General features: G+C 70.1%; 15 protein-coding genes. 5 read left to right on the top strand and 10 right to left on the bottom strand.

Annotated elements, in window-relative coordinates; translation table 11 throughout:
- Positions 1-18: 18 nt before the first annotated feature.
- Together OG974_RS21395 and OG974_RS21390 are read right to left on the bottom strand one after the other, a co-directional pair.
- A complete protein-coding gene (locus tag OG974_RS21395; protein WP_371644118.1) occupies positions 19-1818 on the bottom strand; it encodes an SDR family oxidoreductase in 1800 nt (599 codons plus the stop codon).
- Positions 1815-2672: a M24 family metallopeptidase gene (locus OG974_RS21390; protein ID WP_371644116.1), complete on the bottom strand. Its 858-nt coding sequence runs from the start codon at positions 2670-2672 to the stop codon at positions 1815-1817. Before OG974_RS21390 ends, OG974_RS21395 begins: the two co-directional genes overlap by 4 nt.
- A 223-nt stretch (positions 2673-2895) precedes the next feature.
- Here OG974_RS21390 and OG974_RS21385 point away from each other — a divergent pair, with 223 nt between their 5' ends.
- The 5 genes from OG974_RS21385 (at position 2896) to OG974_RS21365 (ending at position 7129) form a co-directional block, all read left to right on the top strand.
- Positions 2896-3879, top strand: coding sequence for an ABC transporter ATP-binding protein (locus OG974_RS21385; RefSeq protein ID WP_327284268.1), 984 nt, complete (start codon positions 2896-2898; stop codon positions 3877-3879).
- Positions 3869-4756, top strand: a complete 888-nt coding sequence (locus OG974_RS21380) for an ABC transporter permease subunit (protein ID WP_327284267.1) — start codon at positions 3869-3871, stop codon at positions 4754-4756. The genes OG974_RS21385 and OG974_RS21380 overlap by 11 nt, the downstream gene beginning before the upstream one ends.
- Positions 4753-5664 carry an ABC transporter ATP-binding protein gene (locus OG974_RS21375; RefSeq protein ID WP_328763199.1) on the top strand — a complete coding sequence of 304 codons (912 nt, stop codon included), beginning with the start codon at positions 4753-4755 and terminating at the stop codon, positions 5662-5664. The genes OG974_RS21380 and OG974_RS21375 overlap by 4 nt, the downstream gene beginning before the upstream one ends.
- A gap of 14 nt (positions 5665-5678) precedes the next feature.
- Positions 5679-6398: an ABC transporter permease subunit gene (locus OG974_RS21370; RefSeq protein WP_327284265.1), complete on the top strand. Its 720-nt coding sequence runs from the start codon at positions 5679-5681 to the stop codon at positions 6396-6398.
- A gap of 83 nt (positions 6399-6481) precedes the next feature.
- Complete coding sequence (locus OG974_RS21365) at positions 6482-7129, top strand: rhomboid-like protein (RefSeq protein ID WP_327284264.1); 648 nt, start codon at positions 6482-6484, stop codon at positions 7127-7129.
- Positions 7130-7312: 183 nt separating this feature from the next.
- Here the strand turns inward: OG974_RS21365 and OG974_RS21360 are convergent, their stop codons facing one another.
- The 8 genes from OG974_RS21360 to OG974_RS21325 all read right to left on the bottom strand — a co-directional run bounded on the left by OG974_RS21360 (position 7313) and on the right by OG974_RS21325 (position 16128).
- Positions 7313-8125, bottom strand: coding sequence for an HAD family hydrolase (locus tag OG974_RS21360; RefSeq protein WP_327284263.1), 813 nt, complete (start codon positions 8123-8125; stop codon positions 7313-7315).
- Positions 8122-9399, bottom strand: coding sequence for a serine--tRNA ligase (gene serS, locus OG974_RS21355; protein WP_327284262.1), 1278 nt, complete (start codon positions 9397-9399; stop codon positions 8122-8124). The genes OG974_RS21360 and serS overlap by 4 nt, the downstream gene beginning before the upstream one ends.
- A 526-nt stretch (positions 9400-9925) precedes the next feature.
- Positions 9926-10861, bottom strand: a complete 936-nt coding sequence (gene pheA / locus OG974_RS21350) for a prephenate dehydratase (RefSeq protein WP_327284261.1) — start codon at positions 10859-10861, stop codon at positions 9926-9928.
- Positions 10862-10903: 42 nt separating this feature from the next.
- On the bottom strand, positions 10904-12187 hold the full coding sequence (efeB, locus tag OG974_RS21345) for an iron uptake transporter deferrochelatase/peroxidase subunit (RefSeq protein ID WP_371646876.1): 1284 nt from the start codon (positions 12185-12187) through the stop codon (positions 10904-10906).
- Positions 12184-14145 (bottom strand): copper resistance protein CopC, encoded by a 1962-nt coding sequence (locus OG974_RS21340; RefSeq protein ID WP_371644113.1) that lies wholly within the window; start codon positions 14143-14145, stop codon positions 12184-12186. Before OG974_RS21340 ends, efeB begins: the two co-directional genes overlap by 4 nt.
- Positions 14146-14167: 22 nt before the next feature.
- On the bottom strand, positions 14168-14665 hold the full coding sequence (locus tag OG974_RS21335; RefSeq protein ID WP_327284258.1) for a copper chaperone PCu(A)C: 498 nt from the start codon (positions 14663-14665) through the stop codon (positions 14168-14170).
- Complete coding sequence (locus tag OG974_RS21330) at positions 14662-15312, bottom strand: SCO family protein (RefSeq protein ID WP_327284257.1); 651 nt, start codon at positions 15310-15312, stop codon at positions 14662-14664. Before OG974_RS21330 ends, OG974_RS21335 begins: the two co-directional genes overlap by 4 nt.
- 105 nt (positions 15313-15417) lie before the next feature.
- Positions 15418-16128 (bottom strand): YcnI family protein, encoded by a 711-nt coding sequence (locus OG974_RS21325; RefSeq protein ID WP_327284256.1) that lies wholly within the window; start codon positions 16126-16128, stop codon positions 15418-15420.
- Between the last annotated feature and the right edge of the window lie 29 nt (positions 16129-16157).

The raw sequence follows: 16157 nt of genomic DNA, 5'->3' as shown, positions 1-16157 counted from the left end.
GCAGCGGCCCCGCCCCGTTCACAGCCGTGGTTCCAGCTTCGCGAGCCGCCGCAGCGCGCCCGGTGCGAACCGGGAGAGCCACAGGGCCCCCTTGGACTCCGGTGTCACCGGCACCACGGCCTCGTTGTGCACCACGGCCCGCAGGATCGCCTCGGCGACCTTCTCCGGAGGGAAGTTGCGCAGCCCGTACAGCCGAGAGGAGCGCTCCTGGCGGCGCTTCTCCTCCGCCGCATCCACCCCGGCGAAGCGCGAGGTGGCGGTGATGTTGGTGTTGACGATGCCGGGGCATATCGCCGAGACCCCGATCGACCGCGAGGCGAGTTCGGCCCGCAGGCACTCGCTCAGCATCAGCACGGCCGCCTTCGACGTGCTGTACGCGGGCAGGGTCTTGGAGGGCAGGTAGGCGGCGGCGGAGGCGGTGTTGACGATGTGCCCGCCCTGGCCCCGCTCGGCCATCTGCCGGCCGAAGATCCGGCAGCCGTGGATGACCCCCCACAGGTTCACGTCGAGGACCTTCTTCCAGTCCTCCGAGGTGGTTTCCAGGAAGGGCCCGGACAGGCCGATCCCGGCGTTGTTGACCAGGACGTCCACGACCCCGTACTCGGCGGCGGTCTTCGCGGCGAGCTTCTCCATCGCCTGCTCGTCGCTGACGTCGACGCACTCGCCCCAGGCCTCGGGAGCCCCGACGAGCCGCGCCATGTCGGCCGTGCGGGCCGCGCCCTCGGCGTCCCGGTCCACGCACACCACCCGCGCCCCGGCCTCGGCGAACGCGAAGGCGGTGGCTCGGCCGATACCGCTGGCGGCGCCGGTGACCAGCACCAGCTGGCCCCCGAACCGGTCGGCGTACCGACCCGGAGCCTTCTGTTCCGGCGCCCGGGTGGCGGGCTCCTCCCGGGCCGTGACGAACTCGGTGATCCATGCGGCCAGCTGGTCGGGCCGGGTCCGCGGCACCCAGTGCTTGGCGGGCAGGGTGCGCCGCACCAGGTCGGGGGCCCACAGCTCCAGCTCGTCGTAGAGATGCTCGGAGAGGAAGGCGTCCCCGGTCGGGGTGATCAGTTGGACGGGCACGTGCGCGTACGCGTCCGGGCGCGGCCGGCGCATCCGGGGCCGTACGTTGTCGCGGTAGAGCCAGGCACCGTGCGCGGCGTCCGAGGGCAGCGAGGCCGTCGGGTAGGAGCCGGCCGGGACCTTCTCCACGCGCTCCAGGATTCCCGGCCACCGCTTGCCGAGCGGCCCGCGCCAGGCGAGCTCCGGAAGTGCGGGGGTGTGCAGCAGGTACACGTACCAGGACTTGGCGCCCTGGCCGAGGAGCTGCGCGGCCCGGCGCGGGGTGGGCCGGGCCATCCGCTTCTTGATCCAGTGGCCGAAGTGGTCCAGGGAGGGACCGGACATCGAGGTGAAGGAGGCGATCCGGCCCTCCGTGCGGGCGACCGTCGCGAACTCCCAGCCCTGTACGGAGCCCCAGTCGTGGCCGACCAGGTGCACCGGCCGGTCCGGACTGACCGCGTCCGCCACGGCCAGGAAGTCGTCGGTCAGCTTCTCCAGGGTGAAGCCGCCGCGCAGCGGCACCGGCGCGGAGGAGCGCCCGTGGCCGCGCACGTCGTAGAGCACTACGTGGAAGCGGGCCGCCAGCCGCTGAGCGACCTCAGACCAGACCTCCTTGCTGTCCGGGTACCCGTGCACGAGCACCACGGTCGGCCGGTCCGCCTCGCCGAGCTCGACGACGCACAGTTCGATGCCGCCGGTGCTCACGCGGCGCTCGCGCGCCCCGACGAGGCCCGTGCCCTTGGTTCCGTCCGCTCCGCTCATGCCGCTCATGCTGCCCTCTCCTCGGCCCAGCGCCGCACGTGCGGCAGATCGTCGTCCAGCCAGAACGCGCTCTCCACGGGATCCCGCGAGTCGGTGACGACCAGGATCTCCTCGAACTTCGCGCCAGTGCCCCGGAATCCCAGGTGCGGCTCGACCGCCCACAAGCCGGGCTGTGGCGGGTGGTCGGAGAAGCGGTACGGGCTCCACAGCGGGGACCAGCCCTCGCGGTGTCCGCGCAGGGCGTCGGAGGCCAGCCCCTTGAGGGACTGCGTCCCGAACCCGAAGGCGGTCGGGGACCAGCGCCGCTCCTTGACCCGGTCTATCTTGTGGGCGATCACGCCGAAGGGGTAGGCGCGGTGCCGGTTGGCGTACCCCTGGCGGATCATCAGCCGCTCGACGTTCTCGTAGATCTCGCGCAGCGGGCGTCGCTCGCGGACCTGCTCCAGGATCAGCTCACGGTGCACCCGCAGATCGGACATGAGCCGGTCCTGTACGGGGTTCAGCCCGAGGCTCCCCGAGTACCCGATGTCGGCCGCGTACCCCTTGTACACGGGCGCCATGTCGAGGATGAACGGCATCCCCGGCTCCAGCTTCCGGTTCGTCGGGAAGAACTGCAGGGGGATCTTGAAGTTCGCGAAGGCGGTGCGGTCCCCGAACCAGGCGAACGGCAGGTGGAACCAGTCCCGCACCCCGCGCTCGCGCAGCCACTCGCGCTGCAACCGCGCGGCCTCGCGCTCGGTCACCCCCGGCCGCAGCTGCGCGGCGACGGTCTCCGCGCACTCGTACGAGAGGCGTTGCACTTCCCTGAACCCGCGCAGGTCAGCCGAGAGTTGCGCGATGCGTTGCCTGGTGTCCGCAGCCATGACAGCCGTCCGTCCGTAGAGCCGTACGCGCTCCGCGCCCGTAACTTGACACTGATGAATGTGACAATGACCGGAGATCACGTCAAGGCCCGTGCACGGACCTGTGGACAAACTTGTCCGGTCCGCATCAGCCTTTCGTCAGGGTGTGTAGTCCTGAAGGCGGAGACGGGATGACGCTCCAGGTCTGACGATCCGCGCGACCGGCGCCACTAACGTCGAAGCCGTGACTGTCATCGCGACCGAAAGCCTGAGCAAGCGGTACCCCCGAGTGACCGCAATCGACCGGCTCTCCCTGGACATCGGGCCCGGAGTGACCGGCCTCGTGGGTGCCAACGGAGCCGGCAAGTCCACGCTGATCAAGATCCTGCTTGGACTGTCCCCCGCAACCGAGGGCCGCGCCGCCGTACTCGGACTCGACGTCGCCACCCACGGCAGCGCCATCCGTGAACGCGTCGGCTACATGCCCGAGCACGACTGCCTGCCGCCCGACGTCTCGGCCACCGAGTTCGTCGTGCACATGGCGCGCATGTCCGGGCTCCCCCCAACCGCCGCACGGGAGCGGACCGCCGACACCCTGCGCCACGTGGGCCTGTACGAGGAGCGCTACCGCCCCATCGGCGGCTACTCCACGGGCATGAAGCAGCGGGTCAAACTGGCGCAGGCGCTCGTCCACGACCCCCAGCTGGTCCTCCTCGACGAGCCCACCAACGGCCTCGACCCCGTCGGCCGCGACGAGATGCTCGGCCTGATCCGCCGTGTCTACACCGACTTCGGCATCTCCGTCCTGGTCACCTCCCACCTCCTCGGCGAGCTGGAGCGGACCTGCGACCACGTCGTGGTCGTCGACGGCGGCAAGCTGCTGCGCTCCAGCTCCACCAGCGACTTCACGCAGATCACCACGACCCTCGCGGTCGAGGTCACCGACACGGACGCCCACCCGGACGGCACCGCGGCCCTCCGCAAGGCGCTCGCCGAAACGGGCCTCACCCTGCACGCCGGCGAGGAGCAGGGCCTGCCCGGAGCCGGGCACATCCTGCTCCTGGAAGCCACCGGCGAGGAGACATACGACATCGTGCGCGACACCGTCGCCGACCTCGGCCTCGGCCTGGTCCGCATGGAACAGCGCCGCCACCACATCGCGGAGGTCTTCCGCGACAGCGACCAGCAGCAGCTCGTCCGGAAGGGAGCCGGTTCCGATGGCGCCTGACACCTCGACCCAGATCCACAACATCGGCTACCGGTCCTACGAGGGCGCCCGGCTCGGCCGTGCCTACGCCCGCAAGTCGTTGTTCTCGCAGTCCCTGCGCGGGGCCTACGGACTCGGCCGGTCCGCCAAGTCCAAGGTCCTCCCGATGATCCTCTTCGCGGTGATGTGCGTTCCCGCGCTGATCATCGTCGCGGTGGCCATCGCGGTACCCGGCTCGACCAGCCTGCCGATCAAGTACACGACGTACGCCTTGACCACGCAGGTGATCATCGGCCTCTACGTCGCCTCGCAGGCGCCCCAGTCGGTCTCCCGGGACCTGCGGTTCAAGACCGTGCCGCTCTACTTCTCGCGGCCCATCGAGCGCATCGACTACGTCCTCGCCAAGTTCGCGGCGATGGCCTCGGCGTTGTTCATCCTCACCGCCACACCGCTGCTGATCATGTGGATCGGCTCGCTGCTGGCCAAATTCGACTTCGCGGACCAGACCAAGGGGTTCGCCCAGGGACTGGTCTCCGTGCTGCTGCTCTCGGTGCTGTTCGCCGGCCTCGGCCTGATCATGGCCGCGCTCACCCCGCGCCGAGGCTTCGGCGTCGCCGCCATCATCGCCCTGCTGCTGATCCCCTACGGCGCCGTGACCGCCGTACAGGGCGTGGCGTACAGCGCCGGCACCACCGGCCCCATCGAATGGATGGGCCTGTTCTCCCCGATCACCCTGATCGACGGCGTGCAGACGGCCTTCCTCGGTGCCACCTCCGCCTTCCCCGGCGGACAAGGCCCCTCGGCTGGTGTCGGCTTCGTCTACCTGCTCGTCGTCCTCGCCCTCATCGCCGGCTCCTACGCCGCCCTGATGGCCCGCTACCGGAAGGCCGGGCTGTGACCACGATCGACATCGACCACACTTCCCGCTGGTTCGGCAACGTCGTCGCCGTCAACGACGTGACCATGCGCATCGGCCCCGGAGTCACCGGGCTCCTGGGCCCCAACGGCGCCGGGAAGTCCACCCTCATCAACATGATGGGCGGCTTCCTCGCCCCCTCCACCGGCACCGTCACCCTCGACGGCGCGCCGATCTGGCAGAACGAGCAGGTCTACACGCAGATCGGCGTCGTGCCCGAGCGTGAGGCCATGTACGACTTCCTGACCGGCCGGGAGTTCGTCGTCGCCAACGCCGAGCTGCACGGCCTCGACGACGCGGCCGCCCAACTGGCGCTCGCCACGGTCGAGATGGAGTACGCACAGGACCGGAAGATCTCCACGTACTCCAAAGGCATGCGCCAGCGCGTGAAGATGGCCTCGGCCCTCGTCCACGACCCGTCCGTGCTGCTCCTCGACGAGCCGTTCAACGGCATGGACCCGCGTCAGCGCATGCAGCTCATGGACCTGCTGCGGCGCATGGGTGACGACGGCCGCACCGTCCTGTTCTCCTCCCACATCCTGGAGGAGGTCGAGCAGCTCGCCTCCCACATCGAGGTGGTCGTCGCCGGCAGGCACGCCGCCTCCGGCGACTTCCGCAAGATCCGCCGCCTGATGACGGACCGCCCGCACCGCTACGTCATCCGCTCCTCCGACGACCGGGCCCTCGCCGCGGCCCTGATCGCCGACCCCTCCACCGCGGGCATCGAGGTCGACCTCAAGGAAGGCGCCCTGCGCATCCAGGCCGTCGACTTCGGCCGCTTCACCGAGCTGCTGCCGCAGGTCGCCCGTGCGCACGGCATCCGCCTGCTGACGGTCTCTCCCTCCGACGAGTCCCTTGAGTCGGTCTTCTCCTACCTCGTCGCGGCCTGAAGGAGCTGGCACCCATGTACAACCCCACCGTCGCCCGGCTCACGTACCGCGCGTTGCTCGGCCGCCGTCGCGCGCTGATCCTCTGCGCGCTGCCCGCCCTGCTGATCGTCATCTCGCTCGCCGTCCGCACCTTCAGCGGCCTGGACGACAAGATCGCCGCCGACTTCCTGGGCGGCTTCGCCCTCGCCACCATGGTTCCGCTGATCGGTGTCATCGCCGGCACCGGAGCCATCGGCCCCGAGATCGACGACGGCTCGATCGTCTACCTGCTCTCGAAGCCGGTGAAGCGTCCGACGATCATCATGACCAAGCTGATCGTCGCGATCGGCATCACGATGGCCTTCTCCGCGATCCCGACCCTGATCGCCGGCTTCATCCTCAACGGCAACGGCCAGCAGATCGCCGTCGCCTACACCGTCGCGGCGCTCGTCGCCTCGATCGCCTACAGCGCCCTGTTCCTGCTGCTGGGCACGGTCAGCCGGCACGCGGTCGTCTTCGGCCTGGTCTACGCCCTGATCTGGGAGTCGCTCTTCGGCAGCCTGGTTTCCGGGGCGAAGACCCTCAGCGTCCAGCAGTGGGCCCTGGCCCTCGCCGAGAAGGTCGCCGGCGAAGGGTACGTCGACGCGACCGTCGGCTTGCCGACCGCGGCGACCCTGCTCGTGGTGGTCACCGTGGGCGCCACCCTCTTCGCCGGGCAGAAGCTGCGCCGCCTCACCCTGGCGGGCGAGGAGTAAGACCTTCCCGTACGTATCGGCGGCGGTGCCCCGCCCGGCCCACAGGCCGGGCGGGGCACCGCCGTACGGGGCAAAATCAGTGCATGGTCGAGCACCCCGAGCCCGAGCGGTCCAGGCCCGTACGGTCCTGGATCCGCTCCTCGCCGGGTACGCACATATGGCTGCTGATGATCGCCGTCACGAGCGTCATCGTCGTGATCGCACCCGACCACCTGGAGCACGTCCTGCTCCACCGGCACAGCAGCAATATCCACGAACTCACCCGTCACCCGGTGCGGGCCCTGCTCTCCAGTGCCTTCTGGATCGAGAACCCGGCCTCGCTCGCCCTGTACGCCGTCCTCTTCGAGCTCTTCCACGCACCCGTGGAACGCTGGCTCGGCACCCTGCGCTGGCTCGCCATCGTCGCGACCGCCCACATCACGGCCACCCTGATCAGCCAGAAGGTGGTCCTGATGGCCATTCAGGACCACCGGGCCCCGCAGAGCATGGTCCATGTCGTCGACGTGGGCGTCAGCTACGGCCTCGCGGCCTCGATCGGAGTCCTCACCTACCGGCTCCCCAACCCGCTGCGCTGGCTCTACCTCGCTGGTGTCGTCGCCTTCTACGGGCTGCCCCTCCTCACCGGAGGCACCTTCACCGACCTCGGGCACGCCATATCCGTGTCCGTCGGGCTGCTTGCCTGGCCACTCACCCGTCACCCGCACCCCAGGCATGTTTCACGTGAAACATGAGCACAGCGCCTGCCCTGGCCGATGGACGGAAATTGACTGGTACGGGACCTGCGCCGCGGGCAGAGTGAGTCGTGCGGGGAGCAACAAAAAGGTCCGGAGCAGCCACTTCGAGCGCGCCGTACGGCGCGGGCTGTTCCGGACCTTCCCTCGTTCTCGGACGGTTCCCGTTGCGGGGAGGGGCCGTCAGGCGGCGCCCAGCAGACGCTCCAGCACCACCGCGATGCCGTCCTCCTCGTTGGAGGCCGTCACCTCGTCGGCCACGGCCTTCAGCTCGGCATGGGCATTGGCCATCGCCACCCCGCGCGCCGCCCAGCCGAACATCGGAATGTCGTTGGGCATGTCGCCGAAGGCGATCGTCTCCGCCGCCTTCACGCCCAGCCGGCGCGCGGCCAGCGAGAGGCCGGTGGCCTTCGTCAGCCCGAGCGGCAGGATCTCCACTATCCCCGGGCCGGCCATGACGATGTCCACCAGCGAGCCCACGGTCTTCCGGGCCGCCTTGACCAGAGCGTCGTCGCCGAGCTCCGGGTGCTGGATGTACAGCTTGTTCAGCGGAGCCGTCCAGACCTCCGCGGTGTCTTCCAGGTAGACGGCCGGCAGGCCCTCCTGTACCTGGTAGCCGGGCCCGAACAGCACATCGCCGTCCACTCCGTCCCGGCTGGCCGCGAGCGCCAGCGGACCCACCTCGGCTTCGAGCTTCGACAGAGCCAGACCGGCAAGCTGCCGGTCCAGCGTCACCGAGGTCAGCAGCCGGTGCGCCCCCGCGTCGTAGACCTGCGCGCCCTGCCCGCACACCGCGATCCCGTGGTAGCCGAGATCGTCCAGCACGCCCCGGGTCCAGGGCACGGCCCGGCCGGTGACGATGATGTGTGCCGCGCCCGCCGCGGTGGCCGCGACGAGCGCTTCACGGGTGCGTTCCGAGACCGTGTCGTCGCCACGCAGCAGCGTGCCGTCGAGATCGGTCGCGACGAGCTTGTACGGGAACGGGGCCGGGCTCACTTGGCGATCGGCTCCAGGACCTCGCGGCCGCCCAGGTACGGGCGGAGCGCCGCGGGCACCCGCACGGAACCGTCGGCCTGCTGGTGGTTCTCCAGGATCGCGACGATCGTGCGCGGTACGGCGCACAGCGTGCCGTTCAGCGTCGAGAGCGGCGCGGTCTTCTTGCCGTCGCGGTAGCGGATCGACAGGCGGCGGGCCTGGAAGCCGTCACAGTTCGAGGCCGAGGTCAGCTCGCGGTACTTGCCCTGGGTCGGGATCCACGCCTCGCAGTCGAACTTGCGGGAGGCGGAGGAGCCCAGGTCGCCGGTGGCGACGTCGATCACCTGGAAGGGCAGCTCCAGGCTGGTCAGCCACTGCTTCTCCCACTCCAGGAGACGCTGGTGCTCGGCTTCGGCCTCCTCCGGCGCGACGTACGAGAACATCTCGACCTTGTCGAACTGGTGGACGCGGAAGATGCCGCGGGTGTCCTTGCCGTACGTACCGGCCTCGCGGCGGAAGCACGGGGAGAAGCCGGCGTACCGCAGCGGCAGCTTCTCGGCGTCGATGATCTCGTCCATGTGGTACGCGGCGAGCGGGACCTCGGAGGTGCCGACCAGGTAATAGTCGTCCTTCTCCAGGTGGTACACGTTCTCCGCGGCCTGGCCGAGGAAGCCGGTGCCCTCCATGGCGCGCGGGCGGACCAGCGCGGGGGTCAGCATCGGGACGAAGCCGGCCTCGGTGGCCTGCGCGATCGCCGCGTTGACCAGGGCGAGCTCAAGCAGGGCGCCGACACCGGTCAGGTAGTAGAACCGCGAGCCCGACACTTTGGCGCCGCGCTCGACGTCGATGGCGCCCAGCAGTTCGCCGAGCTCCAGGTGGTCCTTGGGCTCGAAGCCCTCGGCGCCGAAGTCGCGGATCGTGCCGTGCGTCTCAAGGACGGTGAAGTCCTCCTCGCCGCCGACCGGGACGTCCTCGTGGACGATGTTGCCGAGCTGGAGCAGCAGTCGCTTGGCGGCCTCGTCGGCCTCGTTCTGCTCGGCCTCGGCGGCCTTGACGTCCGACTTGAGCTGTTCGGCCTTCTTCAGCAGCTCCGCGCGCTCCTCCGGAGAGGCCTTGGGGATGAGCTTGCCGAGCGACTTCTGCTCATTGCGCAGTTCGTCGAAGCGCATGCCTGAGGACCTGCGGCGCTCGTCGGCGGAGAGCAGTGCGTCGACGAGTTCGACGTCCTCTCCACGGGCGCGCTGCGAGGCGCGGACACGGTCAGGGTCTTCACGGAGCAGCCGGAGGTCAATCACCCCTCCAGGCTACCGGGCTGGGCTTCCCGGGCTCACACCGATATCACGCTGCGTGTCGCTATGTCCCAATTGCGGAGAATGGAAAACTTTGGCCGGCTGGCTGGAAGTGGCCCTTCCTGGCCGGTCAATAAAAGTGGCCCATTCCCTGAAAAGGGGCACAAGCGGGGGTATCCAGGCGCCCTCTGAGCAGGGCGGGGGCCTCTCCCTTGTCCACAGGAATTGCCCACCACGGTGACTTGTCCACAGGCTGTGCGCCGGATCTGTGGACACGGAATTAGATCAATCCCCACCCGCAGCCCGCCCGAGGGAATCGGAGCTCAAACCACCCTCACACACTCATTCGGGTGGGAATGGCTCGCCCCAAAGAGTTGATCGGCGATGTAGGGGTGACGCCGTTCACCTTCCGCTCCCCAGCGCGAAACCTGGGCCCCCGACCGATTTGTCGACCTTGTCGCGCCATGATGTCGACTAGTCCACAGGTCCCCATCTCGGCCTGTGGATAACTCTGTGGACAAGGGAAGAAGAGCTACGCCCGGCCGTCGAGGCAGCGCGTCAGCCAGTCGGAAGCCGCCGTGAAATCGCCGTCCGAGGTGCCGGGTCGCGGAGCACGCACGTCACCCTGAGCGACGCCGGCACGGGGATAGGAGCCGAGGAAGCGGACCTGGGGGCACGTGCGCTTGAGTCCCATGAGCGCCTCGCTGACCCTGCGGTCGGAGATGTGGCCCTCGGCGTCGACGGCGAAGCAGTAGTTGCCGATGCCCTCGCCCGTCGGCCGGGACTGGATCAGCATCAGGTTCACCCCGCGGACGGCGAACTCCTGGAGGAGCTCCAGCAGCGCACCGGGGTGGTCGTCGCCGAGCCACAGCACGACGGAGGTCTTGTCGGCGCCCGTCGGTGCGGCCGGCCGGGCGGGGCGTCCGACGAGCACGAACCGGGTCTCTGCGTTCTCCGCGTCGTGGATCTCGGTGACCAGCGGGACGAGCCCGTACGTGGCGGCCGCGAACTCGCCCGCGAAGGCGGCGTCGAAGCGGCCCTCCTGGACCAGCCGGGCACCGTCGGCGTTGGAGGCGGCCGACTCCCACGCCGCATCGGGCAGGTGCGCCCGCAGCCAGTTGCGCACCTGGGGCTGGGCGACCGGGTGCCCGGTGACGGTCTTGACGTCCGACAGCGTGGTCCCGGGCCGCACGAGCAGTGCGAACGCGATGGGCAGCAGCACCTCGCGGTAGATCATCAGCGGTTCGCCGGAGGCCAGCTCGTCCAGAGTGGCGGTGACCCCGCCCTCGACCGAGTTCTCGATCGGCACCAGGGCGGCCGCGGCCTCCCCGTTGCGCACGGCGTCAAGGGCGGCCGGGACCGACACCATCGGGACGAGCTCCCGGGTCGCGGCTTCCGGCAGTGTGCGGAGGGCGGCTTCCGTGAAGGTGCCCTCGGGACCGAGATAGGTGAAGCGCGTGGCCGACATGTGATCAGCCTAATGCCGGGTCCCCGACCACCGGGGCGCTGTTCATCCTTCGAGCAGCCGCTGCCCCACGTACTCCCCGTCGCGGGGGCCGGGCGGCACCGCGTACAGCCCGCTGGACTCGTGCCGGATGAAAGCCGACAGGGCGTCCCCGCGGTCGAGCTTGCGCTGGACGGGGACGAACCCGCGCAACGGGTCGGCCTGCCAACAGATGAAGAGGAGACCCGCGTCCGGGGTGCCGTCGGCGGCGATCCCGTCGTGGAAGGAGAAGGGACGCCGGAGCATGGCGGCCCCGCCGTTCTGCTCGGGGGCGGAGATCCGGGCGTGCGCGTTGGTCGGGATGACCGGCTTGCCGTCGGGGCCGATCTTGTCGAGGGCCATCGTCGTGGTCTCGGTGCCGCCGGTGAGGGGCGCGCCAGTGGCCTTCGTACGGCCTATGACCTGCTCCTGCTGGGCCAGGGACTGCTTGTCCCAGTCGTCGAGGAGCATCCGGATGCGCCGCACGACCGCGTACGAGCCCCCGCCCATCCAGGCGTGCTCGGCGGGCCCGGGACCGGTGGCGGGGACGAAGATCCGCTTGTCGAAGTCGGGCTGGGCGGGCTTCGGGTTGTTGGTGCCGTCGACCTGACCCATGAGGTTGCGGGCGGTCATGGGGGCGGCAGTGGCACCGGGGGACCGGTTGAAGCCGTTCATCTGCCAGCGCACCCGGGCGGCTTCTCCGGCGTCCTTCTGGAGGGCGCGCAGTGCGTGGAAGGCGACGAGCCCGTCGTCGGCACCGATCTGGACCCACAGGTCGCCGTTGCTGCGCTGTGCGTCGAGCCGGTCGGCGGAGAAGTCGGGCAGCGGGTCGAGGGCGGTGGGGCGGCGGGCGGCGAGCCCGGTGCGCTCGAAGAAGGAGGCCCCGAACCCGAAGGTGACGGTGAGGGAGGACGGTCCGGCGTCGAGGGCGATACCGGAGTCGGCGGCCGAGGCGGCCTTGCCCGCCATCAGCAGCCGGGCGGTGTCGGACCAGCGCCGCATCAGGGCGGCGGCCTCCTTGCGGCCGGCCCCGGGGGCCAGGTCGAAGGCGAGGACGTGGCCCTTGGCCTGGAGGGGGGTGGTGATGCCGGCCTGGTGATCGCCGTGGAAGGCGACCTGGTTGGCGCCCAGGGAGGCGAGGCCCCCGGCGGCCCCGGCCGCGCCGGCCGGGGAGTCGGCGAGGGCGGAGTGCACGAGGGCGCCGCCGGTGGCGCCCAGCGCGAGCCCGGCGGCGCCCGCGGCGCCGACGGTGCCCAGCAGCCGGCGCCGGGAGATCTCGATGTCGGGGTTGCTCTCGGTCACTCTGGTCAGCCGATCTTCACGTTCTTCTGCACGGTCGTCTGGTCGATGTCGGAGGTACGGACGGACACGTCGATCCGCCATTCACCTGCCAGCGGCAGCTGGACGCCGGATGCGCTCCAGTGTCCGGGGGCCGCGCGCTCCGGGACGAGCGGCAGGGGGCCGATGTCCTTGGCGGGCAGGGTGAAGGCGACCTTGATCTCGGGAACGTCGAGCGGTTGGCCGTCGGGGTCCTCGACCCAGACGTGGAGCGAGTTGGCGCCGACCCGGCCCGGGTCGACCTCGACGCGGACCGACCCCTTGCCGTTCTGGCCGCCGGTGTCGAACGGCAGGGTGATCTTGATGGCGCGGTTGGGGACGGCGGTGGCCGCCGCGGAGTCGCGCCCGCTCGCCTGCTCGGCGGTCCGGCCGGGCTCGGTACTGGTGAGGACGGTGGTCACGGCGAGCAGGGCGATGGCGACCCCGGCTTCGGCGAGCACGGAGCGGCGCAGTCCTGCCCGGGCCGGATCGGCATCGCGTACCTGCTTCTCGCGGGCGTTCTCGCGGGCAGCGCGCTGCCGGGCGAGCTGCGCGGCACGCTTGGGGTCCTCGGGAACGGTCACGGCTGCCGGCTTTGTTTCACGTGAAACATCGCGCTGTCGCGTGATCTTGGCTGCCTTCCCGGCAGGTGCCTCGGTAAGCCGTGCGGTCCACGAGCGGGAGACGTAGGCGATGCCGACGGCGACGGCGACGAGCCCGACCTTCAGCAGCAGCAGCTGTCCGTAGCTGGTCCCGGTGAGGGCGGACCAGCTGCCGAGCTGCCGCCAGGACTGGTAGACGCCGGTGACGGCGAGGACCACGACGCTGACGAACGCGACCCGGGAGAACCGCTGGACGGCCTCTCGCTCGATTCCGGGGACCTTGTGGAGGGCGACGAGCAGGGCGGTGAGTCCGCCGAGCCAGGCGGCGACGGCCAGCAGGTGCAGGATGTCGGCAGGCATGGCGATACCGGGCTGGATGCCGGTCGAGGCGTGCTCCGACAGCGCCCAGGTGGCGGCGATACCGCTGGCCACCACGGCTCCGCCGATGCCGAGGCCGAAGAGCAGGTCGTCGCCCTCCTTGTCCGCCTCCTTGCTCTTGTCCTTGCGCTTTCCCTTGTCCGCAGCCTCGGCGGTCCGGCGCGCGTACGCCCCGAACAGCACGGCGATGAACAGGGCGGCGGCGCCGAGGAGGAGCAGCCGGGAGACGAGGGAGGCGCCGGTCTTGGTCTCCAGGACGGCCCTCAGGCCGTTGAGGTCCAGCGCGTCGGCGAACTTCCCCGATCCCGTGTACGGCGTGCGGAGCACCAGCATCACGAGGGTGGCGGCCGTGAGCGTGACCCAGGCGCGCACGATCAGCTTCTGCAGCGGGCGCTGCGCCGCGCCGCGTCGCCAGCACAGCAGGATGAAGGCGGCTCCGCCGACGAGGACGGTGAAACCGGCGTAGGCGGCGTAGCGGGCGATGCCGTAGGCAATGCCCACCGGTCCGCCGCCCGCCTTCTCGGTGGGCAGGGCGACGCTGGTCGCCGAGGGGGTGCCGACGGAGAAGGTGAAGGCGCCAGAAACGGGGTGGCTGTCGGCGGACACGGCCTGCCAGGCGACGGTGTAGGTGCCGTCGGGTAGCCCGGAGTGCAGCGCCGTGCCGTAGCGGACGGTGGTTCCGCTGCACATGTCCCGCAGTTCGCCGGTGTCCACCCGCCTGCCCTGCGGGTCCATGACCCGGATGGAGTCGTCGCCCATGGCGACCTGCTCCGAGAAGGAGAGGGTGACCTGGGCGGGGGCCGTGGCGACCACCGCCCCGTCCTTGGGGTCGCTCGCGGTGAGTGCGGCGTGTGCCGCGGCCGGACCGGCCGCGGTGAACAGGGTTGCCAGCAGGGCTGCGAGGACCAGCGCGAGCCGCGGCAGGAGTGCCGGGGCCCGGACGCGGGCCGGGGAGGGGGCGATGGCCGTCATGGCGTGTCAGTACCTCGGTCCGTCAGTGGGCGCTGGTGTTCTGGGCGTTGTACGTCCGTTCCTTGACGTCCAGCTCGACCTTGACGGGGTCGGCCTTCTCGAAGCGCAGCTCCACGGTGACCTTGTCGCCGACCTTCGGCGTGTTCTTCAGCCCCATGAACATGACGTGGCTGCCGCCGCGCTCCAGCTTGAGCTCGCCGTTGGCCGGCACGTCCATGGCAGCGACCTGCCGCATCTTCTGGTCTTTGGTCTCGTGGATCTGCAGGTCGTCGGAGAGGGGGCTGGTGACGGCGGTGAGCTTGTCGGCCGTCTTGGACTCGTTCTTGATGACCATGAACGCGCCGGCCATCTTGTCGTTCACGGGCTCCGGCATGAAGGCGCCGGTGACCGTCATCTTCGGCTTGTCCGCGCCGGACTTGGAGCCGGAGTCGGCGTCGGAGTCCGACGAGCAGCCGGATATGGCCAGTGCTGCCGTCAGGGAGAGCGCGGCGGCGAGGGTACGGATGGTGCGGGCGTTCACGGGTTCTCCCCCTTGATGACCTTCGGCAGGTCCGCGGTGTAGTTGTCGACGGTCGTGCCTTCGCCGTAGAGGAGGTACCCCTCGTCGGTCTTGGGCGAGAACGCGATGACCTGGGCGCCGTGCATGGACACGACGCTGCCGTCGGCCTCCTTCTTCGGAGGGTCGATGCCGATGCCGAGCTTGCGCGCGGCGGCCTGGATGGTGGCGAAGTCCCCGGTCAGTCCGGTGAAGGACGGGTCCTGGGCCCTGAGCCACGCGCCGAGGGAGTCGGGAGTGTCCCGTTCGGGGTCGGTGGTGACGAACACGACCTGGAGCTTGTCCTGGTCGGCCTTGGGCAGTGCCTTCTTGGCGACGGCGATGTTGCTCATCGTCAGGGGGCACACGTCGGGGCAGTTGGTGTAGCCGAAGTAGATGAGCGTCGGCTTGCCCTTGGTCTGCTCGCGCAGGTTCCACGGCTTGCCGGTGGTGTCCGTCAGGACCAGCTCCGGCTTGTCGAACGGGCGGTCGAGGACCGTGGCGGCACCGGCCTTGGACTGGCCGGTGATCTGCGTGACCGAGTTGGGCTTGGCGGGCTCACCGCCGCAGGCGGTGAGGGTGAGGGCGGCGGCTGCCACGAGGGCGGCGACCGTCACACGTGTGGTGCGCATGGCGAGATGTCCCTGGGATCGGGGATGTGGTGCGGGCGGCCCGGCCACGGAGAGGGGCCGGCTGACGCACGCTGAGAAGTGAATACGGCCTGCGGCCGCGGTGGATCAGGAGGCGCGGCGGCGCGAGGCGACACCGAAGGCGACACCACCGAGGCCGATGACGATGCCCGCGATGCCGAGGGCACGCGCGGTCGTGTCGGAGGTCTTGCCCGCGGCCTCTTCGTGGCCCTTGTCGTCCTTGGCTGCGGCGCCCTTGTCGTCGTGGTGGTCGTCGGCGGCGGACGCCTTGGCGGCGGTCAGCTTCAGGACCGGAGCCGGGTTCTGCGGCTCCGCCGCGCCTTCCTTGGCCTCCTCGATCCAGCGGACGACCTCGTTGTTGTCGTACGTCTGGATCGCCTTGAAGACCATCTGGTCGGCGTTGTCGGGCAGCTTGCCGACGGATACCGGGAACTGCTGGAACTTGCCGGGCTCGATCTTGCCGCCGCTCCAGGTCACCTTGGTGACGACCTCGTTGACCTGCTTGCCGTGGACGGTCAGCGGCTTGTCGAGCTTGGTCTTCTCGACGTTGGACGTCCAGCCGGGGATGTCCTGCGGCATGACCGACGTCAGCGGCTGGTCGATCGGGAAGTTGACTTCCAGCTGCGTCGTCGAGGCGTTGTCGCGCTCGTTCGGAACCTTGAAGTTCAGCGTCGCGTAACCGCCCTTGGTGGCTTCGCCGACGGGCTGCACGCCGACGTGCGCGAACGCGGTGCCGGACAGGACGAGGACGGTGCCGGCGGCAAGGGCGGCGGCGAAGGAGACGCGAGAGGTCTTCATGGCGGTAACACTCCACAGGGGCGGGTGAC

Source organism: Streptomyces sp. NBC_00597, from assembly GCF_041431095.1.
Lineage (GTDB): Bacteria > Actinomycetota > Actinomycetes > Streptomycetales > Streptomycetaceae > Streptomyces.
This window is presented reverse-complemented; position numbering and strand designations above follow the sequence as displayed.

Coding starts and splice junctions, on each gene's coding strand:
- OG974_RS21395 (WP_371644118.1), bottom strand. CDS start 1,818: ATGAGCGGCATGAGCGGAGCGGACGGAACCAAGGGCACGGGCCTCGTC.
- OG974_RS21390 (WP_371644116.1), bottom strand. CDS start 2,672: ATGGCTGCGGACACCAGGCAACGCATCGCGCAACTCTCGGCTGACCTG.
- OG974_RS21380 (WP_327284267.1), top strand. CDS start 3,869: ATGGCGCCTGACACCTCGACCCAGATCCACAACATCGGCTACCGGTCC.
- OG974_RS21370 (WP_327284265.1), top strand. CDS start 5,679: ATGTACAACCCCACCGTCGCCCGGCTCACGTACCGCGCGTTGCTCGGC.
- OG974_RS21365 (WP_327284264.1), top strand. CDS start 6,482: ATGGTCGAGCACCCCGAGCCCGAGCGGTCCAGGCCCGTACGGTCCTGG.
- pheA (WP_327284261.1), bottom strand. CDS start 10,861: ATGTCGGCCACGCGCTTCACCTATCTCGGTCCCGAGGGCACCTTCACG.
- OG974_RS21340 (WP_371644113.1), bottom strand. CDS start 14,145: ATGACGGCCATCGCCCCCTCCCCGGCCCGCGTCCGGGCCCCGGCACTC.
- OG974_RS21330 (WP_327284257.1), bottom strand. CDS start 15,312: ATGCGCACCACACGTGTGACGGTCGCCGCCCTCGTGGCAGCCGCCGCC.
- OG974_RS21325 (WP_327284256.1), bottom strand. CDS start 16,128: ATGAAGACCTCTCGCGTCTCCTTCGCCGCCGCCCTTGCCGCCGGCACC.